The sequence below is a fragment of the Bifidobacterium sp. WCA-178-WT-4B genome (assembly GCF_009696495.1).
Lineage (GTDB): Bacteria > Actinomycetota > Actinomycetes > Actinomycetales > Bifidobacteriaceae > Bifidobacterium > Bifidobacterium infantis.
Genome location: NZ_VULV01000014.1, coordinates 65176 through 87386, shown reverse-complemented (window position 1 = coordinate 87386; position 22211 = coordinate 65176). Strand labels below are relative to the sequence as shown.

Here is a 22211-nt window from a genome sequence, read left to right as displayed (position 1 = left end):
AGCCGTCACGCGCCACGCTATCCCGGTATTTCCAATTCCCGTTCGAATCGGAAATGCCGACCTCCACGTGGTCGAAGTCCAGCTCCATGCCGCCGCCGGCATTGTTCCTGCCGTCCCACTGCACGTCCACCACACCCAATTTCGAGGTGAGTATCGGCTTGGACGGGATGCTCGGCGGCGTCACGTCCGACGCCACCAAAGCCACGACCACGTTCGACCAGTCACCCAACCGGTCGGAATACGTGGGAACCGCGCGCACGCGGAACTCATAGCGTTGCCCGCATTCCAAACCGCCGATGCCCAACGTCAACCGCTGCGCGTCCGTCACCCCGCCGGAAACCCACGGCGCACCAGCCGTGCTCTTGCGATACTCCACGCGGTAGCCCGAAATGTCGATGGCGGTGTCATCCGTCGCCTGAGAGACCGCGGCCCACTGCAGGGTAGCCAAACCCAAAGCCGTACCACGGGAGGAGATATAGGCGTCGGTCTGCACCACAAGACCAGTCACGGCCTTCGGCGTCCGATGGTCTTTTTCCGGAGCGGGCAGGCCACCACCGGTGCCGCCGTTGATGGCGCCACCGGTGATGCCCTGCACTCGTTTCGCCTGACGGACGGTCGCATCGTAAACCTTGTCGTTCAACACGACCGAAGCTTTGAACTGATTGGATTCCAAGCTCAACGTGACCTGCTGGACACGCACCTTCTCCCCATGCATGACAGTGGGAGCGGTGATCCAATCACCCGGACGGTAATCGACAAGAGGAAGGCTCGGCGCATCATTGACACGCAGCGCCCTCGTGTACTGTCCGTGTACGCGCGCCGCAGTATCCAGAGTGGACTGCATGTACAAGGCGGCGGTGTCGTCATTGCTGATACCCTGCTGGGAAAGATACGTCTCCCACTTGCCCCAAGGGGAAGGGGCTGCGGGATTATCCCGTGTGAAGGCCTTGTTGTTATCGCCCTGCACGAGAATATGCGAGGCCAAAGTCTCAATGCTTTCCTCTTCCGGGGCTTCGAGCACGTCATGTGCCAATTGGACGGAGATACGGCTCAGGTCACGGCATAATCCCGTGGAATCCATGTTCCAGATTTTCAATGTCCGCTTGTCGAAAGCCCAGTCGCAGATCTTGTTGCTGGCGAGATTCGCCAACGCGGTGAGACTGCTGATGCCCGGCGTGTAGGCGAGCGTCATGATGCTCTTCCACACGGTGCCAACCGAATCCTTGCCGGTATCGAAACCGCAGGTGACGGGAATACCGCCACGGGTCTTGTTCTCATCGAGGAACGTGCGCATGATGAGACCGGCAGTGGCCTTCTTGAACACGCGCTTGCCCTTATCATCCCCGTCGCCCTCCAGATGATTGAGGTCGAGCATAAGGGCCTTGTTCAAAAGCCATGCGTAGGAGGGGCAGGTGAACGTCACGGTATCCGATGAATCCAAAGCGTCACGGCTGCGGGAGATGAGTACGAAACGACCGTTCAATGGTTCCGTCCATTTTCCGCCATCGGACACTTCGACCGCGATTTCCAGACCGGTTTCGAGCTTGCGTTCGAGAATCGACCCATTCAACGCCTTACGGGAATACTCCAAGCGGAGAGCGCCCGTGTCATCGTGCAGGAAACTCGCGGAAAACGAGGATGGCTGGGGGAGCAGGCCCAGAGTGTCGCCGTTCGGCTTGTACGCCTTCAAACGGATGGAGAGGTTCTTCATAAGTGTCTTCCCGTCACCACCATGCGCGACGCACATGCATGAGCGCATCTCCCGTCGCACCCGTGGCGGTGACCTTCAATCTGTACAGTTCGTAAATGTCAGGCCATACCTGCAGGATTCCGCCTGCCGGATAATCCAATCCGGTGGAAACGTCCGTGCCGGTCGGAGTCCAGGAGTTCGCATAGTCGGAACGCCATGCGCGCATGATGTCGGGCCTGATGTAAAGGGGTTTCGCACTGTCCGCAGCACCCGTCCAACTGATGCCGGTGTTCGACGTGGGGTCGGTCAGGGAGACGGAGGTGACGGTGCTGGGGAATCGGAAAACGATGTCGGTCAACGGGGCGTCGCCCCAGAAACCGTCGCCGGGGATACCTCCCTCGAACAATAGGCTCTTGGAATTGTTGGCCTCACCACGCCACATGGTGATGAAATCCGCCAACAGTGAGGTGCTGTTGTTCGCTTCTCCCGACCATCTTGTCCAGAACCTGTTGATGGTGACGGGTTTCGGGAACACGAGACCGTCCTTGTTCAATGGCAATGGGCGATCCCAATATTCTGATTCATGCCACCATATGTCCGGCATGGCGAACTTCGCGGTGAACGACACCAGATTATTCGGATGGGAACTGTCATCGTCGGCGGTCAACGAGGTGAGCTCCACCCGCGTGGACTGCTCCACACCGTCCTTCACCCTCGTAAGAGTCAGGTTAGGCATGGAGCACAATCGCATGATTCGAGAGGATTCCTCATACACTTTCGGTGTGAAGGCGTCCACTTTCAACGTGATCTCACGCTCGTCGAACACGGGCGGAACACCCAGATTCAGGGTTCCGCTCACGCCGGGCACCGTAGTGACCGTTCTGCGGGTGCTGATGCCCGGCATGAGCGTGGAGCCCACGATGACCAGACAGTTCTCCGTATCCAACACAACCCCGTTGAGTTTGTAGGACATGGTGGAGAGCATCGTTTCCTCCTACTGCAAGAGACCGAGGTTCGCGTACTGGTCGAGCTTGTTGTTTTTCTGAACCTCGATTGGTGTGACGCTCGGATAGATGAACGTCTGGTTGTACGTGTCGCCCGAACTGGTTTCGATGGGCATCGACCAGCCTCCGGACTTGGAACCGCCGTTCAACCCTCCGGAGGGCATGGTGATCTGGCTGGTGCGCCGCGCATCCGCGATGTACTTGCTTGGAATGCTGCCGGTCGCGTTGATAGCGGCCATGATTCCCCTGCCGTACAGGTTTTCCATGCTTTGCACGGCGGCCTTGCGCACCACGTATTCGCCGGTGCTCACGTCCGTGTAGGCGTTCAACGGAACCGAATCGCTCGTATTGTTGCCCTGACCGACCACACGGCCCGTCTTGGTGACATTCGAACCAGCTACCTCGCCGCCCTCGGCGTTCTGGCGTTTGATGCCGAACACGGCAAAGAACTTCTGCTTCGCCCATTCCCAACCGGATTGCATGGCGCTCCAGAAGGAGCTGGACACGCTTTCCGTACTGGCACCGAACTGAGCGTTATAGCTGCTTCCGTTCCATTGCCAACCCTGATTTGAGGCCGACCTCTTGGCGTTTGCGGCTCCTGCCGCGTCACCGTCGAACGACGCGGTGGGATGCTGGGCATCCCAGTTGCTGGCGTTCGCATCGGCGCTGGCCTTTGCCGGGCCTGAATTGTCCTTCGCGTTCAGGTCGGCGGACGGAGCCAACTGGTCGTAGGCGTTGAGATTGCCTTCGACGTAATCCAACGTGGCTTTCGTCAGATCGTCGGCGTTCAGCTTGGTCGTGTAACCATTACCATCAGAACCGGCCTTGAACAGTTCGGCATGCTTCTTGACAATATCGGTGGCGACGATCGCCTGAGTGCCATCGGCATCAAGGACAATCGTGTACTTGCCGGAACCGTCGGTGCTGACGTTCTTGCGTAGCTCGTCCATCTTCGAGCTGACCTGATCCATGCTCGTGATGGCACCACTGTTGATGCCTTCGAGAATGGTCTGGAACACCGCCGTGTTACCGTCCCCGGGGAAGATGGCTCGCAGATTGCTCAGATATTGGGTGAGAGCGGTCTTGGTCTGCTCCGTTTCGGCTTTGAACAGGGTGGTGACCTCCTCGGGGGTCAGACCATAGATCTGCTGCAACCGTTGCGCGGCATCGGCGGGAATACCCATGCTGTCGGCGGTGGCGAGGAACTGCTTCGCCAATTCCGCCTGCTTGGCTTTCACCACGTCGGCGGACGCGCCGGACTCGACCATGCTCTTCAACAGGTCATGACCGGAATTGCCCAGATTCTCCAACGCGGATTGCGCCTCGCGACCGGCCTCGCTCATCGTGTTGAACGAGCCCGTCACGCCCTGGATGCCAGCAGCGTTCGCATCCCAAACCGGGCCGCTCTGCGCGGCCAACTGATTGACGCGGGCTATCGCATCCCCCATATTGGAATACGTTTCACCGTAGTCGGAAGCCGCGTTCAACGCATTCTGCTGAGCTGTGCGTTGACGTTCTGCCCAATCCGCAGCAGTCTGCTGAGCCTTGGCCAGCATCTGAGTACGTTCGGCCTGAGTGGAAATGGCGATGGACACCGAATCGGAATCCTCACCAAGCTTGATGAGCTTCGTGGCATAACCCTCCGCATACCCGTTCGCTTGGGCAATGGCCTCGGAATTGGCTATGTACTCGTTGCGCTGATCCTCAAGCGCGGTTTTCACCTTCTGCGCGGCCCTCGCCAGATCGGCGTTCTTGCCTATGCCATGACCGACGTTGACATTGTATTTCTCAATCGTCGCATCGAGCCGGTCAAGTGTCGCCTGGTATTCGGCCTGCGAACCGGTAACGGACTTGGTGAGATCGCTGACGTTGAGACCGAGCTTCTTGGCCGCGTCGCTCACCGAATCAAAACCCGTGGTCATATCCGACCACCAGTCGAACTTCGTGCCGGAATAATCCGTGTTGTCGAAATTCTCCTTGATGGCCTTGCCAACCTCGGTGATTCCCTCGGCTGCGGACTGAGCGGAATCCGGTACCTTCTCCAACGCGGTGCGAATGTTCTCGGACGCCTGCTCATTGGCCTGAGCGGTTTTCACATACTCCGAGTAGGCGGCAGCCACCACGGCCACGCCAGCGGTCACGGCGGCTCCGACCGGCCCGCCGAACGCGCCCAGCACGGCGCTGCCGACACCTTTGGCCAAAGCACCGGTCTTTCCTAGCACGCCGTTTGCGTTCCTCACGCTGTCGGCTATGCCATTCAAGGCCGGGTTGGCGGCGATGAAACCGCTGACCGCATCCTTCATGCTCGCGCCGGCGGTCTTGGTGGTCACGCCGAGCCCGTTCAACGCCTTCTGGTATTCGACCATGCGCAGCGTGTTCTCGACCAGACCGGTCTTCACCGTGTTCCAAGCGGTCATGCCCGCCTTGCCGAACGTGGCGTACAGGCCTATCGCGGCCTGAATCGGTTCGGGCAGCCTGCTGAACGCATTGGCGGTGGCCTCGGCGGCTTTGGCGACCGTGGTGATGAGCGGCGCGCTGGCCTTCAACGTGGCGGCAAGGGTACCGCCGAACGTTTTGGACAGCTGGCCCACGGTCTTCAGCAACTGGTTGAACGCGGGACTCGCGTCGCCAACCGCGTCGAACACCTTCTGGAAGCCTTCGGACACTCCCGACGAGAAGCCGCTGATACCATCCTTCGAGTTCTTCAGAAGACGGCTCGCGTTACGGGTGAACGAGCTGATCGTATTGCCCGCATCGGTGAACATTCCCGCAGTGGTGTCACGCAGCTCGTAGGCCGCGGAACCGATATCCGAGAAGGCGTTGCGCATCTCGTCCTTCGCGGCCTCCGCGCCCTTGGCCCACGTCTTGAACGTGGTCTGGAATTTGGCGGAGTTCACCGCACGGTCGGCCTTGCCTACAACCGTGCTGAAACCCTCGAGACCGTTCTGGCTTTCCGCTAAAGCGGAGTACAGGCCCGTGGCGATGCCCCACACGCCCTTGAACGAGTCCTTCAGGTATCCGGCCTGTTCGACCACCTGCTTCATCGACGCGACGATCTCGCCGGTGGATCGGGTCTTATCCACCCAGTCGGCGAACTTCGAGGTCATGTCGCTGAAATAGGAGGCGGCGCGCGGCAGGTACTGGCTGGTGCCGTCACCCAAGCGGAGGAACGACTTCACCACGCTCTGCAATCCCGGATTGAGATTGTCCACGGCCTCGGAGGTGCGGGAGAAGATCGTGGAAAGCTCGCCGGCCTTGTCGGACTCGCGGATGATGTCCGCCAGCCCCTCGACCACCTTGCCCTCGCTGGAAGCGACGCCGGTCATGCCGGGGATAAGCGTGCCGCTCACATCGTCCATCAGGCTTCTGATGGCGGGGCGTGCCTTCTCGTAGAACGCCTCGTCCATCGCGTCGCCGAAACCAGCGAGCTTCGTGGACGCGATGTCGATCTGGTCGCTAAACGTGCCACCCTTGTCGCCCCACGCATGCTTGAGCACGACGAACGCCGCACCCAAGCCGGTGATGGCGGCTGGAGCCGCGAAAGCCGCCTTGCTCATGGCGCCGAGACTGGCGGCGACGCCGAGCACGCTGGAGGAGAGGTTCACCGCGCCGGCGGACAATCCGCCGATGACGGTGCCCACCGCACCCAGCACGGGAACCTTCGTGTCCAACGTGTCGAACAAATTCACCAATCGCTGGAACTGGTTGTTGACCCCACGCAGACCGGTGGCACCGTAGAGCATGCCGTCGATAAGCTTGCCCATGTCCGTGGCGTGCAGCTTCGCGTAGATTTCCACGCTGCGCGGACGGGTCAGGTACATGAGATGCGCGGAAGCCGCAGCCGACTTCAGGTCGAGGTCCATCTCCAGCTTGTCGTGGTCGTTCTGGAAATCACGGGCCTTGCGGCGGGCCTTGCTCACATCGAGGTCAAGGTCGGCCACATATTTGAAATCCTTGTCACGTCCGGCGAGATGGCCGGCAGTGTTCATGCGGTCGATGGCCTGCCTGTAGGAGGTTTCTATCTCCTTGGGCAGGTTCACGTAACGGCGGCGCAGATCATCCAGCTCGCGTTTGAGCTTGTCGGCGCCGTTCGTATAGAACTTGACGCGGGCTTCCTTGCGGTTCAGCTCGTCGGTCTTGCGTGCCACGTTCTCAAGGTCGGAAACGACCTTCGCGTAACGGTCGATGTCGATGCGAATCTTCGCGTCAGGATTGTCCCTCAGCCGTTTTATCTCTCGGTCGATTCGCGCGATCGCAAGATTCGCTTCGTTCATCTCCACGACGTTCGACCCGAGTGGCTTGAACTTGAGGATCGCGTCCTGAAGCTGACGAATGTTCTTGCGGGTCTTGCCCAGAACCCGTTCGCTCTGAGCGCCGTACTTCTTCTCCAACGCGGTCTGCTTGGAAAGAATCTGGCCATACTGCTTCGCGTACCGGGCAGACACCTTCCATCGGTAGCCGTTGTCGGATGCGGTCTTGATGGCCTTACCCATACGTTTCGCGTTGCCACGGACTCCGTCAAGCTCCTTTTCGAGCTTGCGGAGGCTGGTCATCGCCTGGTCGAGTTCAACCTTCGGAGAGATTTTACGGTCGTTGATGCCATCGACCATTTTCCGCAGTGTCTTATCGTCACCGCGAATCTCGACCGTCTTGGTCAGGTCATCGGACTGTATGCGCCGTTTCGTGGCGGTCCAGCTCGCATCATCAACGTCCACGTTCAGTGGAATGTCGAGACTTTCGTCCGCGTAACGTGCGAGCTTGCGGCGCAATTCCGCACCGAAGTCATTGGTGTCCGGGTAGATGCTGATGCCAACGGCACCGCCCTCGTATACTGCCATCGGCGAACCTCTTTTCAGTTATCGGGAGGAGAACAAGGCCTTCATCGAATCGAGGTTCGCCTCGACCGGCTTTTCCGGCTGTTCCGTGTCCGGGGGAAGAATCGGCGTGAACTCGGGGTGCTTGCCGTTCTTGGTTTCCATGAGCCCGCACGTCAACGCGCCCACATGGTTGAAAATGCCCAGCAGGAGGCTCGTATCCTGCGAATAACGGTGATAGGAGAGCATGCGCCGTGACTCGCCTTCATCGGCGGTCTCGGATTGCATGGGATGATTCAGCAGCCATTCGCGGTACAGGGACTCGTCATAACCCGACAAACCCTGCAGGAGCCTTACGAGAAACCCGCCGTCATACTCGTGGAGGGCGGCGGGCATATCAAGGTTGTAGAAGCGTCTGAAGTCGCAGGTCAGTTCGACCGGGCAGTTTCGGTAGGCGTCCTCGACGCTTCGGATTTTCCCAGTTCGACCCTGTAGAACATGCTCAGGGCAAGGAACGCTGAGAACAGGACGTTGCCGTCACGGCCCGTGGCCCACTGTTCGTAAGCCTTCTCGTCCTTGGCAAGACCCTTGTAGAAATCATTGGAGATGGATACGACGCGGGCGACGAGCAGGGCTGCGTCCATCGGATCATCCTTGGCGTCGAGCCCCGGCATCTGAGTGTCGAGAAGCGTGAGAAGCACCGTGAAATCAGCGGACTGCTCCGCGTTGAAGTCGTATGCGGGAACCAGCTCTGGAAGCCCCTTCAACTCCGGGTATTCCTCGACAAGCTGGCCGAAAGTTTCGGGAAACTCCTTCTTCGGAGTCTCGGTGTCGTTTTTCTTGGCGGTCATTGCCGTCCTCCTATCCGTGAAACCCTATCCGTGAATGAAGAATCCCCATACGGCCCGGATAGGAGAACCGTATGGGGATGAATCAATGTCAGGCGGTGGGAGCCGGCAGCTTCACCCCGCCGAGAGTGGAAGGCTGGCCCGCGAGCCGGATATCCTTGCCAGCCTCGACTGTGGCTGGCGGGTCTCCACCATCCGCAGCGCGGATGGCTGCGGACCCTACTTGAAATCCTCCGGACTGAACAGCGCGTAGCCTCCAGTCTCACCGTTCGGGCCCTTCTTCAGGGCATCGGTGGACTTGACCACCGCGTTGAAGCTGAACTCGGCGAACTCGTCGCCGGTCAGGTCGATGGTGTCGAACGTGAAATCGGTCTCCGGCAGATACAAGCCGAAGGACAGTTTGTCGCCGTCATCGTAGGCGAGGACGAACAAGGCGAGCTTCTGCACGATCGGCTTGATGGGCACGATCACGCCGCCGTGGTCACCATCCCAGCCGCCGGTGACCTTCTTCAACGTCGCCTTGTCTCCCTGGACGCTGGCGCCGCTGACGGTGATGGTCGGGGCTTCGGTGGAAGTGCGTGCGGCGGCCATCAGCCACGTGTCGATGGTGGTGGTGTCGCCGCCGTCCTTGCTGAAGCTGATCTTGTTGGAATTGGACGTGTGGCCGAGATTATCCCAAACGGGAGTGTCCGCGGTGCCGACCTTCACACTACCGGAGTTCAACAGAAACTGTTTGACGCCGGCAGTCGGGATGGCGGTCTTGGCCGGGGCCGTGAACACGGTTCCTCGCGCGGCCTGAAGCAGCGCATCGCCGTTAATAGCCATGATGGTTCCTTTCGGATATTGGATTTGGGTAAAAGAAAAGGGCCGGCCATGTGGCCGACCCCTGTAGGTCAGATGAGGTCCCGCGCGTCCATTGATGCGTCGAAACCGTATTCCTTGATGTTCTTGCCTTGGTTCTCCTTGGCGTCGCTGCGACGCTGTGGGGAATCAATGCTGTTGATGCGGCTTATCTTGCCCGCCGAGGTCTTCTCCTCGAACGGCCATCCCATGACGGTGCGGTACAGGTCGCGGGCAAAACCGCTCGGATTGTTCGTGTCGGCGGCGAGAACGGTGAACGATACGGTGAACCGCCACAAGCCCCTGTCAACCTGTTGGCCGGGAGACACCTCATAGAGAATCACCCGGCCGTTCTCGGTCACGGCGTTCAGGTCGAGGTCGATTTCGCTGTACACTGCGACCGACGCCCAATCCTCGTTCGGATATTCACGGTTCAACAGTTCGTAGACGACCTGTTCGGCGTCGATGCTTTCCCTCACATCGATGGCGAGGTGTTTGAAGATGTTGTCCATGACGGCCTACACCTTCAGCTTCGACGCAACGTTGCGCATGGAATGCATGCCGGCCAAACGACGTCCGGCACGATTGTTGACGTAACCGAACTCCAAATGCGAGGCGATTTCCGTTCCCTCACGGCCTTTGACGCTGAGAACGACCGAATGGTCCTGCGCATGGCCGGGGCGGACGGAGACGTCGATGCGATCCGTCAAGTCCGCTCGCGCCACCGCATGATTACGGTCGTCAACCGTTCCAACCCCCATCTGCGTTTTGACCATGACGGCCGCTTTCTCGGCTGCGGCGAGGGTTATCGAGGGGCCGAACATGAGCGCCACGTCACGGCCTATCCCCGGTCTGATGGTCACGCGGCCCATCGGCGCCCACCTCCTTCGACCATACGGGTTCGGGAATGCCGCCGGGCACGTAGCCGCCGATGACCACGCGACGGCAGCGAACCTCCCAATGACGGGAAAGCACGCTGCCGCTGCCACGCCATGTCGGATAGCCATCGGCGTCATACCAGTCGCCCTTGTACCAGATACGCGAATGAATATCACCGGGCCACTGGCGTGCGAGAATCTGCAAGGGCGTGACCTCCTGAAGGCCCCCGCCGTTCTGCCCGGAAGGACTCTTGTCCTCGGCGCCACTGATGGAGAACATGCCGGCCTGCTGCGCCCGGCCTTCGACCGAACACACGACCTTCACCGGGTCGCCGACCTGCTCGTGATAGCCTCCATGCGCGTCCTGCACATGACGACGGTTGACCACGATCACGTAATCCGTATCGAACAACTGTTGGACGCCATGGCCGGTCAATTCCGTACGGTCGTACAGGTGACCTCCGCCCAGCTCGTCGATGTCCACCCCGTCGTAGAGGTGGCCCATGTCATAGGTCTCCATAAGCGCCTCACATGCCGTAGGCGCGGTCGAGACCCATATGCACGGTACCCATCGGGCCCATCGAGTCGGAATGGCCTTCCAACAGTGCTTTCTCACGTTTCGACACGTACAGGTTCATGGAACCGTCCTTGCCGGGCGGATTGTCCTGCGCATCGAAGTTCGTATACGAGTAGCTGCCGTTCGATTCGGTCTTGAACTGCCGGTAGCGGACGACACGCAACACCATCTGGCTCACCACATAGCCAAGCGTGCGCTCCTTCAACAGGCCGTTCTGATAACGCGGGGCCACGTTCTGGCATTCAGCCTGAACCATGTCGGCAGCGACCCCGCACTCATTGAGCAGCCATGCGTTGGGAAACCGGTCAAGGAGAAGGTCGGGCTGGTCGAGCGCGTTGACACGCAACCATTTCAGCCAGTCGATGGAATCGATGGAAGCCACGACCCCTCCTTACTATCCGAGGACGGAAGCCTTCGCGGTGCTGACGGCCTCCTGCAGGATCGGCATCATCGTGCCGTTGGCCCACAGGTCGTACTTGACCGGGGCGCCACCGGAGAACATGGCTCCGATGAAACCGTCGTTCACGCTCTTGTTGATGCCGTATTCGGCGTCCTGTCCTTCGGCGGTCGGGCCGGAGGCGGTGAAGCCGAGACCCGTGTCGTTGTACGACGGGAACATGATGAACGTGCCGTTGGGGATCAGCGTGTTCGTGTCCACCGGCATCTTGAAGCCGTTGTTGACCTCAAGGTCGGTGTACAGCACGTCGATCATGCGCACGTCGGCGAGGCCGCAGGCGGTACGCAGCACGTCCAGCACTTCGGCGCGGGTCAGGCGCGGCTTCGAATTGGCAAGGGAAACGCCCGTGTATTCGGTGATGAACGACTCGTTGGTGCGCAGCGCGTCGATGACCTTGCTGGTGGTCAGCGCGGCACCCGGAGTACGGCCACGCTCCTTCTTGATGGCGTCCACCCACTTCTGCACGTCCGTGACCGGATCGGACTTCACGTCCGACCAGACTTTGGCGGGAGTGAGCTTGGAGATGCTGGTCGGACGGTCGAACGTCCACGTGTTGGCCTTCAGGCCGTTCTCCTCGACGGTGATCTTCGCGTCCACCATGGCGGCGATGCGGGCCAGTTCGATGCGTACGGCGGCCTCCTGACCCAACTGGGTGAGGATTTCCACGGCCTTGTCATGCAGCCACGCGGAATCGCCCGTGTGGTTGATGACGTCGCGTTCGGAGATGTGGCCCATCTTCGACAGCGGGATAAGGCCCGTGTAGTTCTCGCCGGACTGGGCGACGGTCTTGCCGTGAGCGGCCTCCGCGTCCCAGGCGCGGAACTTCATGGCGTCGGTCTCCTTCGGCGGGATGATCTTCTGCCACGTCACCGTGTCCTTGCCGTCATTCGACTTGACGGGGAACACGGAGCCGAACGGCAGCAGGCCGTCGATGAAATCGAAGCCGGACTGCACCACACCCGACGCCTCGGACGGGCTGATGATGTTCTTTTCCAGGGTTCCACTCATTGAGGGTTCCTTTCAGATATACGAAAGCCCGCCACAATGGGCGGGCTTATAAGGGTTGTTGGATTGGTTACTTGGCGATGCCGGCTGTCTTGAGTGCGGTCACGATGTCCGCCGCGCTGGCGCCCGCCGCGATGGTCACCTGCTTGACGCCGCCGAGCGCGTTCGCCGTGGCGGCGGGCAGCGTGTAGGCGGGGGGAATCGTCGGCTTGTCCTTCAGGCTGTTGTAGGAGCCATCGAAATTCGAGTTGCCGGTGCCGGCGCCGATGGCGGTGCGAGCTGCGGCGGCATCGTTGGCGGTCAGGATGCTGCGGCCGACGGTGGAGGCGTCGGTGATGTTCGCCGCGGTGACCGTTGCTGGAACCGTGATGTTGGAGGTGGCCGAAGCGTTGGACAGCGGGGTGACGGTATCGTCCTCGATGTCGAAGAAGCTGCCGCCCCACACCGCGCCGTCGGCGGGAACGACCGGCAGCTTGCTCTTGATGATGTCGCCACGGTAGCGCATGCCGACGTTCGCGCCGTTGACCACATCCCAGCCGCCGAACGTGACGCTGATCTCCACCATGCTTTCCAGCAGGCCGGCGATCTTGGTCTGACGGCCATCGGTAGCATTCGGGTCATACGGGCCGTATTCGCCGCTGGCGGTGATCTTGGCCAGCGGGATGCCGCTCTTGATCCAGATGGTCGTGGCCTTGTCGCCCAGGCCGGTCAGGTATTTGTCGCGCTTCGTCTTGTCGTTCACGTTGAACGTGGACAGGTCGAGGGTGACGCTCACTGTGCCGTCATCGGTGTGGTTGCCGAAACGCCACTCGTTGTTCTCCTCCACGGTCACGATGCCGGTGGAGCGCACATTCTCGTATGCCATGTGCTTTTCCTTTCGATTGAATGTTTGTGGTTACTTGGCGGAGCGGGCTTGGCGCCTCTGCTCCTGACGTGCCTTGGCGGCGGCGTATCCGTCCGCGAACGAGCCGGAACGAATCTTCGGGGTTCCCTCGCCACGGGTGCGTGCCCCCTGTTCGGCCTTCTCGCGGACGGGTTCGGATTTCGTCGGAGCCGCGACCGGGTTGAGCGCCGCGTACTTCTCGGCCCATTCGGAAATCTTCTCCGGTTCGGTCTCGCCGCACAGGGCGAACACGTCGTCGCTGATTTGCGGGTGGGCCTTCTGGGCCTTCATACGCGCGTTCTCCACCTGCAAGTCATGCAGCTGGCTCTGGGACTCCTCGTAGGCGGCTTCGGTCTTGCGAAGCTGCTCGTAGTTGTCCTTGGCCTGCTTCTCATGCTTGCGGGACAATGCCTTCCAGTCGGGACCGTTTTCCGTCTCATCGACACTGTTCGCGGCAAGTTTCTCGGCGGTCACTGCGTTGGCGATGACGCTCTGTGGGGTCACGCTGTTAGCGGCGGACATGGCAGCGATGACGGGACCAGTGATCGAGCTGTTCGCGGTGGAAACCGTGCCGGTGTTGGCCGTGACGGTCTGGCCGGCGTTCTGAGAACCGTCCGTGACGGTCTGATTCTCCTGATTGTTAGCCATGATGGCCTTTCTGTGTCAGGCAGCGGTGCCGAGCATCGACTGCACTTGGTTAAGCAGGGCACGTTGGTATGCCCATGATTGCCTCAGATGGATTGACGGCTTGAACCTGTAGGTTCGGCCCTCGTATCTGAAGTGGACTTCCTTGCCGGTGTCGGACACCTGCTTGTAGCGTTTGGAGAACTCGATCGCACGGTCCTTCATCCGCTGGAACTGTTGGAGCGTGGTTTTCCGGTCCGGCGTGGTCCACTTGTCGGAATCCTTGCCGGGAACCGGGTTCGGCGTATCCCTCGCGTCCTGCGCCATGAGGATCGGGCCGAGTTCGCCGTGCGTGATGGTCTTGACCCTCACGTTCTTCAACGCCGCCGCCGTGGTGCCTCCGGCCTGTTCGTAGAGCTTTTTGAGATCGTCGGAGTTCAATTGGAATCCGGGATCGTAGTCGGAGCCCGCAGGGGCGACGCCGCACTTGCAGTTCGCGTGCAGGGGGAGCAGGGCTGCGGTCGAATACCATCGGTCTGCGGCGGCTATGCACAGGCCGCACGAACCGGAACGGGAAAGCTCCGGATGAAGCACCCTGCGGTATTCGAGCACCTTGCTGCCGCGATACCGGCCCAATGTGGCGTCGGTGGAGGCCCGTTCCACGTTGTCCCACACGTTGGTCTGCAATCGCTGCAACGCGGATTGCAGCCACTTGTTGACCTCATCGAACAGCTCATCACCCTTCTTGGGCCATGTTTCCGGCCTTATGCCGGGGTTCTTGACGGCCTCGCCGCGATAGTCTTCTGCGGGGCGTGCGGCCACCAGCCACGGGTCGGTGTTGACCCTCGGATAGACGAGCTGCTGCACATTGCCGGCGGGAGCGACGCCCACCATGCGCAGCGTCTGGTCAGCGTAGCTGATTCCCAGCCTGCGCACCTGGCCTATCAGGGCGAGTTCCAGCAATGCGAGCCTCGCGGCTGCGCCGTAGGTCACGGCGTCGTTCCACCAGTCGGCTGGCGTGAGGCTGAGCCACATGGTGCGGGCCAGCCTCACATACTCGTTGACGAGCCTCTGACGTGAGGATTGGAGCGCGTTGGATGCGACCTCCAAGGTCATAACGGCCATCATTCACCGTCCACGGTCGGGGGCTCATCCGCCTGCACCACGTCGTTTTCACTCGTGGTATCGGTGAACGCGAGAGAATCCGTCTCGTCGGGCAGGACGCCCGCCGACTGCTGGGAGGTCTTGCCTTCGATCATCGCGTTCTCGGAGGCCATGGCCTGAGCGAACTGCGTGTCCATGAGGTCCTGCATGGCCTCGGCTATCTCGATCTCGGTCATGCCGTAGCTGCGGCGCATGTTCGTCTTGACGGGAAGAATGCCCTTCGAATAGTTCGCGGCCTGAGCCTGCTCCAACTGTGATGGAGGGTTGATGGGCTTCCACACGGTCTCGAACCGTTCGCCGGCGGCGCTGTTGCCATCGGCCTCCAACGCCATGCGCATGAGACGGGTGAACCCGTCATTGGCACGCGCGTTCATGTCCTCGACCTTGAACACCAGACCCTCGCGCTTGAGCTGTGCGCCTTCCGCGCTGCCGGAAACGTCCGGGCTGAGAATATCCAACGGGGTGCCGGAGGAGGCGGCGAGATGCTTGATGTCGGAAGCCACGGCGGTGATGAGCGGGTTGATGTCCGTGACGCCGGACTCCCAGAACTTCGCGTCACCGGGAACCAGCCACAATGCGTCGGGCCCCTGCTGGAACAGATCCTTGTAGTCGATACGGTCTCCGGCCTGAGCCAAACCGTCACGAACCTGCGGGTCGGACTCCTTGTAGAACTGAGGCATGTTGCTCATCGACACGGCACGCTGCTTGAACGCCTGCAATTCCTGAATGCAGAAACGCTGGAAACGCTGCTGGTCGATGCTGCCCAATGTAGGGATATGCGGCTCGAACTGGCCCTTGCCGCCCGGCGCGTGCATGCGCACGATGGGAAGGCATTCGCATTTCTCCGCGAAATCATAGGAGCTTTCCGCACCGCCATCCCATTGGAACGTGGGTGACAGCGTTGGATGAATCTTGGAATCGTCGTTGGCGATGCCGTATATCTCCTCCTCGTCGCCTTCTTCAAGGAGGCTTCGGGAGTCGGTCTCGTTGTAGGCGATGCGGCAGTAGACGTCCTTCACGCTGCCGTCATCATTGCGTATCAGACGGTAGAGGGCGAGATATTCGCAGCCCTCGCTGGCCTTGTACCAGTAGTTGACCGCCGAATCCTCGTCCGAGGAGACGTACGTGTCCCAAGGGCTGAGCACCGTGATATGCGATGGCAGCTTGTTCTTGTTGACCAGTGCGTAGGCGTTGCCGTACACGGCGAGGTCATGGAACATCTGACGGCTCTTCAATTCCATGCGGCACTGAGACCACATGTCGTCCGCCTTAGTGGAACGCATCGTCTTGTCCGCGATGAGCCGGAACCCGGTGGGCCTCTGACGGTGTATCACCGCATCGGCGATGGCCTTCGCCAAATCCAGCTGGCAGATGGAGACGAACCTCTGATACACCGCGTAGCCGGACTGGTTCGTGCTTTTCGGAATCGATTTGACCGGCACCTGCTCCTTGCCGTCATAGAACGTCTTCAACGTGCATAGGGTCGGAATACGGGATACGAGGCCGTTCGCCAGCTGGGTCAGCAGCATGGCATCGCCGTCAGGCTCCTCGTCGCCGGGGATAAGGCTCTGCAGTTCGGCCAATGCGGCCTCCTTTCATCAGATTCACCAGACGCGCACGGGGGCGAACGACTCCTCTTCGTTGGAAACGGCGGCACCCAAGTAGATGTCGCGGGCACGGTAGGCGAGGAGCCCGGCCATGGCGGCGTCGATCTTATGAGGGCTGTTCGGGGTCTCCTTGAACACGAGGTATCCTTCGGGCTTGTCCTTGCGGCGTCCGTTGCGGAAATGGTCGATGAGCCGAGGGTCGGCGAACAGTTGGATGTTCGTCACATCGGGCTCGTCGTATTTGGATATGGTTCTCATGGGCTCGTTGAACGCGGCGCGCATGGTCTTCAGTTCGCTCATCACGTCACGCTTGTAGCCGTTCATCGGGAAGCGGATGTGCGAGCCGTTCGACCTCGGATACACCTGAAGCCTGTCACCGTAATCCAATTCCCATTGCGCGATGTACGGCTCCCATTCGTCCGTGTCCGCGAACATGCCGACCACGTTGTAATGGTTGAACACCCAACGTACCCTGCCGTCGAAGCTGTCGCGGTCAACACGCCATTTCGCGCCCTGAGGGCCGTCCGGCTTCTGCTCCAATTTGATGAGGAACAGCATGCCGTCACGCACCCTGCAACCCACCAACGCGGTGGAATCATCGGACACGGAGCCATCGAAGCCCAACGTGATTTCATCGGTGTCGGAGACCACCTGCTGCCAAGCGTCGTTCAACCGGTTCAGGTCACGAGAGGCGATGGCCTTGTCCACAATGTCACGATGAACCGCATGCGATTTGATCATGTCCTCGGTCAGCCACGCATCCACGGCGGAAGCCAGCGAGTTCAAGTAGAACCTGATCGCGTTGTTCGGATCATATGCGGGGTCGAGAATCTTCTTCACGGTTCGCCGCAGATCGCACCAACCGTACTTCGAGGGGCCGGGCTCCACGCCCTCGTCCCTCAACGACCAGCCTTCGGCGGAACGCCCATCGGGGCCGACCGGCACCATGCGCCCATCGGGAAGGAAGATGTAATCCTTGCCGTCAGGTGATTTCATCGCGGAACCGTACGCCTCGTAGATCGCATGCTCAAGCTTCTCGTCGTCGGCGAAATCATCCAACGCCAAGTCGGCGTAACGATGGTCGAACAGCAGGTCCTCCCAGCCACGCAGACGGCCCTCCATGAGATCATGCGCGGTCTTGAACGCGCGTTCGGCCACGCTGTCCTCGCCCGGCTGATACATGGTCGTGGTCATCAGATACCACGGGTCTGCGGCGACGCCACGCTTCGTGAGATTCTGGGTCATGATGTCGAACAGGTCACGCAGACGCTTGTTGTTGTACTGGTGAACCTCGTCGAAGCACACGAACGTCTGCAGACCACCGTCCTTGCTTCGCGCGGCGGCTGTCGAGTATCGAATCTCCATGCCGGTCTTGGGCCACAGGATACGGGTCTTGCCCGCGTCCATGCCATCACCGGCCAAAAATCGCAGATAGCCTTCGGTGCAGTTGTAGTAGATGGTGTCGTAAACCTCGCCAGTCTGCTCCTCAGCTGTAGCCAAGCAGACCACGAGCGGCGATTTCACCGGACGGCCCATCGGCTCGCCCTTGCGATACGTATAGGTCTTGCCAAGAAACGTGTAGGTTTCCCCGCCTTTCGCCCAACCAGCGAACCGGCACGGGCCGAAAGCCTCGAACATCGCTATCTCGGCGGCGAAACCGCTCTTGTTGCAGCCTTTCGGACGTGCGAGGAACACCTGTCCGAACCTGCGCCGCCCATTACGGTCAAGCGCATAGCAGTCGATGATGAACTGGAAGTATTCGGGGGAGTGGCGGATACGCATGCCCTTCGCGTCTCCGCGCCCGATGAGCGTGAACGTCTCAATCCACCACACCGCCAGACGGCCCAGCGAACGCTGCCTGTCCTTCGCTGTCAGCTTGGGAATGACGTCATGCATCAGAGCACCGCTCGCGCACGATCATCGAAATCGTTGTTCGGGTCATCGGGAATCTGGAAGCCCACGATCCCAGCGGCCATGTCGTTGGCCTGCGACTCCTCCATCTTCAGTTTGCGTTTAGCATCGGGGGTATCACCATACTGGTTCATGGACTGGCGCATCTCCGGGGCCAGACCGTCATAGGAGCGTTTCTTGATGCTCTTGTCCATGACGGCCAGCTTGTAGAAGAAATTCCACCACTCCCATTTCGTGCGCAACTGGCGCGCCTGAGGGGTGCGGCGGAAAGCGTCATAGTATTTGCGGACGAATGGGCTCCACACGCCGTCAAGAAGATTCAGTTCGGAAGCGTCCGGTAGTTCGGGGCCGATGGGCTCCAATTCCTCGAATGTCCAATCCTCCGGCACCTCGGCCAGCGGCGCTCCGACCTCATAGCCGCCACCCGTCTTGGGCTTCGCCGCCTTCCTTCCGTTCCCAGCCATGACTTACCAGCTTTCGGCCCATGACGGGCTTCGTTCTACAGAAGGCGCGTCAGACGTGGCGTCGCACGCACCTGTAATGGAAAATCGCCCGATTCTCGAACGATGGCTCACCACCGTCCTCGGGCGGGACAATCCACGCGGGAGTACCGGCGTCCGGACTGTCAATGTCTTTTGAAACAGGCTTGCCGCACCCCTTGCAAGTGCCATCACACTTGGCCCAGATATCAGCCTCCGTGAAAGCCCCATACGTCATGCTCCGCACAGGCTCGGGAGTCAAAGGCTCCGATTCGATAATCGGATTGGGGGCACTGGCCAATGTTGTATACGGGTGCTTCGCCCGAAACCGTTGAAACCGCTTGCGACAAGTAGGGGAACAGAAAATCTTCGAGCATCGGGTCAACTGGAACGCCATACCGCACATCGGACACACACGGGCACGGATAGGCGTCACCGGCCTACCGGAATAAGCCTTGCGATTGTAATGGCTACGGCACAATCCATCGGCCGCGGCAAGCTCGCCGCAACCCGTTACGAGACAGTCCGTCGATACGCCGGATGCGAATACCATTCCTCTTCCTTCCGACGCTCCCTGTTCTTACGACGCTGTTCGGCGGACTCCTGACAGGTTTTCTGCTCGTGATGGTATTGGCACAGGGATTGCAGGTTCTCGGAGGAGTCATCGTCATGCGACGGGTTGCGAACCTTGTGATCCACTTGATTGGCCGGACGGCCACAGATATGAGTGAAACCGAACTCGTCGGTCACCGGCCACTGGCAGCGATGATGGTCGCGCTCCAATATCAGCTTGCGAGTCCGCTCCCAACCCGGATTGAACCGTTCCCTGCGATTCGAACTCGACCAAGCCATGACGACTCCTTGATAAAGGGGACGGTGCCGTCCGTTGCGCAGCATAAGCAGCGAGAGAAAGGACGTGTTCTGCGGTCGGACGGCACCTAGAGGCAATGGCCGGACTCGAACCGGCGACCTGACGCTTACGAGGCGTCCGCTCCACCAAACTGAGCTACAATGCCATGCCTCCCACTAGAGGAAGGCTATTCAGTTATTGCCGTACGGCATGGCGTGAAGCCGCCGCCGGCGACTGGCGATGACTGAGAAGCTGTCACCGCCAAGAGCTGCCTCTTCTCAAGGCATCGCATACCCGGGAAGAATCGAACTTCCGTAACCGGTTTTGGAGACCGGTGCCTGAACCACTCGGCCACGGGCATATAGGTCGTAATATTTCGCTCGTCAGACGTCCGACCAGCCGTCTCCGCGGAGAGAGTGGGAGTCGAACCCACACGCCCGTAAGGGCAGACTGTTTTCGGAACAGTTGCCGCCGCCAATCGGCTGGCCTCTCCAAATCTCGCAACGCGCCGCACGAATATAATGCGACGATCTCCGGGCGCTACCCGACGTTCTCTGCGACCGGGGCACCCTAGGTATTCAGCCCCAGTCCTAACAAACCAGATATTTGGCACTACATTGCGATTGTGGCGGCAGGGAGAATCGAACTCCCATTGCCAAAGGCAGTCGGGTTACAGCCGACGCGCACTCCACGTGCCTACCGCCAGACCCCGATTGTGGCGCGACCCGTAGGTCATCCACCCCCAGCCCCTACGTAGCAGACCAGATCGGGAAAACAAAGGCCGCTTCATAGAAACGACCTAGGAAACTCCTTCTACGACATGTAGATGAGCTAAGAATTGCGAGGTGGTGGATTGCGTTTTACCACCAACGCCGAGCATGTGATGCACTAACCGTGTACCGCTGTAGCGTTCCTCGTCACACTTCCCCCGCTAAAGGGTGCCGCTAAGCCGTGACGCAGCCTTAACCCGGCATACATGCAATCCGGGTTTATTCAGCCAACCTCATAAAGCACCAAGGGAGCGACCCTCGATACTTCGCGGACGGTGCGAGATTCGAACTCGCGGAACGCCAAAACGACGTTCGGCGGCTTAGCAAGCCACTGCAATCAACCGGACTCTGCCAACCGTCCACACCGCGCCCCGGTTCAAGAAACGACACCAACACTGTCTGTTGATGTGATCTAAAGGCACGGCAAAAACAAAACCCCGACGCCAATGGCATACGGGGTGAATAATAATTTGTCAGGAATCTGAGCCTTGCTCCAATCCCCGACAATCCATCTACACGACAGTTTACTCATAACAAGCGTTGCAACAAGCGTTGCACAGAAACCGGAAAAGACCACAGCCCGAAAACCGTTGCAATCATTGGTGCGACACACCATGTCACGCTAATTCAAAAAAGTCTGGGAGCGGCATTCACGGGCGAAACCAGACACCTAGCGGCCTTGTTTTTTATTGGGTGGGGGTACCCCTCCCGGCCCTATGTGGGCGTGTCTACTCGTTGGTGGTGGTGTCGCGCGGGTGTGTGCGTGGGCGTGCGTATGGGTGTGTGTGGGCGGCGCGTGCCTATGCGTGGTGTGTGTGGTCGTGCGGTCGTGGCGTGGCTAGCCCTATCCGTGTGGCCGTGATGTGGCCGTGTGCTGTGTGTGGTGGGTGTGGGGCTGTCCTGGCTGTTGTGTGGTCGTGCCCGTGTGTGGGCGAAGAATGATAGCAGTGTGGTGTGGTTTGTCAATCTTGGTGTGTCGTGGCTCAACTTTCGAGAGTTGAGTGTGGTGGACTCAGGTTTTGTTTTCTGATATTTATTATTGAGAATATTCTCGTTAAGCCTTTATTGGGTATATAAGGTATATACTCACGGTTTTTCGTCATGTTTCACAGGTTTCGACACGCCGGTAAACGCTAGTAATTGCAATGGTTATGGTGGTGGTTTGCGATACCGATTTGCACTCCGTATGGGGTGCATGTATAGTGATAGCTATCAACCACGGAACGACAAAAAAGGAACCACGAGATGAACACCACGGAGATTAAAGCCAAGGCCTTTAGAGCGGCGGTAGACCTGGCCACGGTATGTAAGCCCTGCACCTATGACAACGTGCTTGACCTCACGGCCATGTCCCTCGGTATCGAGATGGACGACAACGAGGAATACCCCGCCGAGCTATACCGCAAGTTTGACAACGTGTGGAATGACCTCAACAAGTAATCAGCGCGGCCATAGTGGCTAACGCTAGGGTGCAAGTCCCTAGTCGCGCACTTAGTCCCCTCTATCCAAAACTCATAGTGAGCGGCGGGTAATCAGGCGGACATGCTCATTGATAACTAAAAAGTGTTGCCGAAAGTCGGTTGTAATCTGCGTAGTGAGAGTACGTCAAACAAGGTTGCATAAATGAGTTGCGTCTACCGGCGTCTAGCCTACCGGGCTAGTGAGGATAAGAGAGCGGGTATCCGGCATGGAATTGTCCCCGCTATGGACGTTGCCACTTATGGTGGCAGACATGGAGATATCTCGATATCTTCTTGCGACGGCTAAACCGAGCGTCTGGAATTGTATAATTGGGCCCACCGATCATAAG

The 22211-nt window shown here is 59.7% G+C and carries 19 protein-coding genes and 5 tRNA genes; 1 reads left to right on the top strand and 23 read right to left on the bottom strand.

Annotation, left to right across the window (positions count from 1 at the left end):
* The 23 genes from FYJ31_RS10085 to FYJ31_RS09975 all read right to left on the bottom strand — a co-directional run.
* On the bottom strand, positions 1–1711 hold a 1711-nt coding region (locus FYJ31_RS10085), incomplete at its 3' end, for a fibronectin type III domain-containing protein (RefSeq protein ID WP_195839493.1).
* Positions 1712–1724: 13 nt separating this feature from the next.
* Positions 1725–2675, bottom strand: coding sequence for a hypothetical protein (locus FYJ31_RS10080; protein ID WP_136500201.1), 951 nt, complete (start codon positions 2673–2675; stop codon positions 1725–1727).
* Positions 2676–2684: 9 nt separating this feature from the next.
* Positions 2685–7532, bottom strand: coding sequence for a hypothetical protein (locus FYJ31_RS10075; RefSeq protein WP_154536598.1), 4848 nt, complete (start codon positions 7530–7532; stop codon positions 2685–2687).
* 18 nt (positions 7533–7550) lie between these two features.
* Positions 7551–7847 carry a hypothetical protein gene (locus FYJ31_RS10070; protein ID WP_229774049.1) on the bottom strand — a complete coding sequence of 99 codons (297 nt, stop codon included), beginning with the start codon at positions 7845–7847 and terminating at the stop codon, positions 7551–7553.
* An 89-nt stretch (positions 7848–7936) separates the two neighbouring features.
* The gene (locus FYJ31_RS10065) at positions 7937–8359 is read right to left on the bottom strand and encodes a hypothetical protein (RefSeq protein WP_154536597.1); all 423 of its coding nucleotides are present in this window, start codon (positions 8357–8359) and stop codon (positions 7937–7939) included.
* 216 nt (positions 8360–8575) lie between these two features.
* Positions 8576–9181, bottom strand: a complete 606-nt coding sequence (locus FYJ31_RS10060) for a phage tail tube protein (RefSeq protein WP_071477999.1) — start codon at positions 9179–9181, stop codon at positions 8576–8578.
* 68 nt (positions 9182–9249) lie between these two features.
* Positions 9250–9708 carry a hypothetical protein gene (locus tag FYJ31_RS10055; RefSeq protein WP_012577874.1) on the bottom strand — a complete coding sequence of 153 codons (459 nt, stop codon included), beginning with the start codon at positions 9706–9708 and terminating at the stop codon, positions 9250–9252.
* 6 nt (positions 9709–9714) lie between these two features.
* On the bottom strand, positions 9715–10068 hold the full coding sequence (locus FYJ31_RS10050) for a hypothetical protein (protein ID WP_014484971.1): 354 nt from the start codon (positions 10066–10068) through the stop codon (positions 9715–9717).
* Complete coding sequence (locus tag FYJ31_RS10045) at positions 10031–10594, bottom strand: hypothetical protein (protein WP_012577872.1); 564 nt, start codon at positions 10592–10594, stop codon at positions 10031–10033. Before FYJ31_RS10045 ends, FYJ31_RS10050 begins: the two co-directional genes overlap by 38 nt.
* A gap of 7 nt (positions 10595–10601) precedes the next feature.
* The gene (locus FYJ31_RS10040; protein ID WP_071477998.1) at positions 10602–11033 is read right to left on the bottom strand and encodes a hypothetical protein; all 432 of its coding nucleotides are present in this window, start codon (positions 11031–11033) and stop codon (positions 10602–10604) included.
* Positions 11034–11045: 12 nt separating this feature from the next.
* Positions 11046–12116, bottom strand: coding sequence for a major capsid protein (locus FYJ31_RS10035; RefSeq protein WP_136500209.1), 1071 nt, complete (start codon positions 12114–12116; stop codon positions 11046–11048).
* A gap of 67 nt (positions 12117–12183) precedes the next feature.
* The gene (locus FYJ31_RS10030; RefSeq protein ID WP_136500210.1) at positions 12184–12978 is read right to left on the bottom strand and encodes a hypothetical protein; all 795 of its coding nucleotides are present in this window, start codon (positions 12976–12978) and stop codon (positions 12184–12186) included.
* Positions 12979–13008: 30 nt separating this feature from the next.
* Positions 13009–13644 carry a hypothetical protein gene (locus FYJ31_RS10025; protein ID WP_154536596.1) on the bottom strand — a complete coding sequence of 212 codons (636 nt, stop codon included), beginning with the start codon at positions 13642–13644 and terminating at the stop codon, positions 13009–13011.
* Between the two features lie 15 nt (positions 13645–13659).
* Positions 13660–14736 (bottom strand): hypothetical protein, encoded by a 1077-nt coding sequence (locus FYJ31_RS10020; RefSeq protein ID WP_012577867.1) that lies wholly within the window; start codon positions 14734–14736, stop codon positions 13660–13662.
* 8 nt (positions 14737–14744) lie between these two features.
* Positions 14745–16367 carry a phage portal protein gene (locus tag FYJ31_RS10015; RefSeq protein ID WP_154536595.1) on the bottom strand — a complete coding sequence of 541 codons (1623 nt, stop codon included), beginning with the start codon at positions 16365–16367 and terminating at the stop codon, positions 14745–14747.
* Between the two features lie 21 nt (positions 16368–16388).
* Positions 16389–18287 (bottom strand): hypothetical protein, encoded by a 1899-nt coding sequence (locus FYJ31_RS10010; RefSeq protein ID WP_080826338.1) that lies wholly within the window; start codon positions 18285–18287, stop codon positions 16389–16391.
* Complete coding sequence (locus FYJ31_RS10005; RefSeq protein ID WP_012577864.1) at positions 18287–18766, bottom strand: hypothetical protein; 480 nt, start codon at positions 18764–18766, stop codon at positions 18287–18289. The genes FYJ31_RS10010 and FYJ31_RS10005 overlap by 1 nt, the downstream gene beginning before the upstream one ends.
* 528 nt (positions 18767–19294) lie before the next feature.
* Complete coding sequence (locus tag FYJ31_RS10000) at positions 19295–19633, bottom strand: HNH endonuclease (protein WP_014484970.1); 339 nt, start codon at positions 19631–19633, stop codon at positions 19295–19297.
* A gap of 90 nt (positions 19634–19723) precedes the next feature.
* Positions 19724–19797, bottom strand: a tRNA-Thr gene (locus FYJ31_RS09995).
* 123 nt (positions 19798–19920) lie between these two features.
* A tRNA-Trp gene (locus FYJ31_RS09990) sits at positions 19921–19992 on the bottom strand.
* A gap of 47 nt (positions 19993–20039) precedes the next feature.
* Positions 20040–20124, bottom strand: a tRNA-Ser gene (locus FYJ31_RS09985).
* Between the two features lie 133 nt (positions 20125–20257).
* Positions 20258–20335: transfer RNA gene (locus FYJ31_RS09980), tRNA-Tyr, on the bottom strand.
* Between the two features lie 335 nt (positions 20336–20670).
* Positions 20671–20762, bottom strand: a tRNA-Ser gene (locus FYJ31_RS09975).
* 884 nt (positions 20763–21646) lie between these two features.
* On the opposite strand from FYJ31_RS09975, the gene FYJ31_RS09970 reads away from it, so the two are divergent.
* Positions 21647–21841 carry a hypothetical protein gene (locus FYJ31_RS09970; protein WP_071477989.1) on the top strand — a complete coding sequence of 65 codons (195 nt, stop codon included), beginning with the start codon at positions 21647–21649 and terminating at the stop codon, positions 21839–21841.
* Positions 21842–22211 lie beyond the last annotated feature (370 nt).

Bases quoted from the DNA above. Each gene is read 5' to 3' on its own strand.
- FYJ31_RS10080 (WP_136500201.1), bottom strand. From the start codon at position 2,675: ATGCTCTCCACCATGTCCTACAAACTCAACGGGGTTGTGTTGGATACG.
- FYJ31_RS10075 (WP_154536598.1), bottom strand. From the start codon at position 7,532: ATGGCAGTATACGAGGGCGGTGCCGTTGGCATCAGCATCTACCCGGAC.
- FYJ31_RS10065 (WP_154536597.1), bottom strand. From the start codon at position 8,359: ATGACCGCCAAGAAAAACGACACCGAGACTCCGAAGAAGGAGTTTCCC.
- FYJ31_RS10060 (WP_071477999.1), bottom strand. From the start codon at position 9,181: ATGGCTATTAACGGCGATGCGCTGCTTCAGGCCGCGCGAGGAACCGTG.
- FYJ31_RS10055 (WP_012577874.1), bottom strand. From the start codon at position 9,708: ATGGACAACATCTTCAAACACCTCGCCATCGATGTGAGGGAAAGCATC.
- FYJ31_RS10050 (WP_014484971.1), bottom strand. From the start codon at position 10,068: ATGGGCCGCGTGACCATCAGACCGGGGATAGGCCGTGACGTGGCGCTC.
- FYJ31_RS10045 (WP_012577872.1), bottom strand. From the start codon at position 10,594: ATGGAGACCTATGACATGGGCCACCTCTACGACGGGGTGGACATCGAC.
- FYJ31_RS10035 (WP_136500209.1), bottom strand. From the start codon at position 12,116: ATGAGTGGAACCCTGGAAAAGAACATCATCAGCCCGTCCGAGGCGTCG.
- FYJ31_RS10030 (WP_136500210.1), bottom strand. From the start codon at position 12,978: ATGGCATACGAGAATGTGCGCTCCACCGGCATCGTGACCGTGGAGGAG.
- FYJ31_RS10025 (WP_154536596.1), bottom strand. From the start codon at position 13,644: ATGGCTAACAATCAGGAGAATCAGACCGTCACGGACGGTTCTCAGAAC.
- FYJ31_RS10020 (WP_012577867.1), bottom strand. From the start codon at position 14,736: ATGACCTTGGAGGTCGCATCCAACGCGCTCCAATCCTCACGTCAGAGG.
- FYJ31_RS10010 (WP_080826338.1), bottom strand. From the start codon at position 18,287: ATGCATGACGTCATTCCCAAGCTGACAGCGAAGGACAGGCAGCGTTCG.
- FYJ31_RS10005 (WP_012577864.1), bottom strand. From the start codon at position 18,766: ATGGCTGGGAACGGAAGGAAGGCGGCGAAGCCCAAGACGGGTGGCGGC.
- FYJ31_RS10000 (WP_014484970.1), bottom strand. From the start codon at position 19,633: ATGGCTTGGTCGAGTTCGAATCGCAGGGAACGGTTCAATCCGGGTTGG.
- FYJ31_RS09970 (WP_071477989.1), top strand. From the start codon at position 21,647: ATGAACACCACGGAGATTAAAGCCAAGGCCTTTAGAGCGGCGGTAGAC.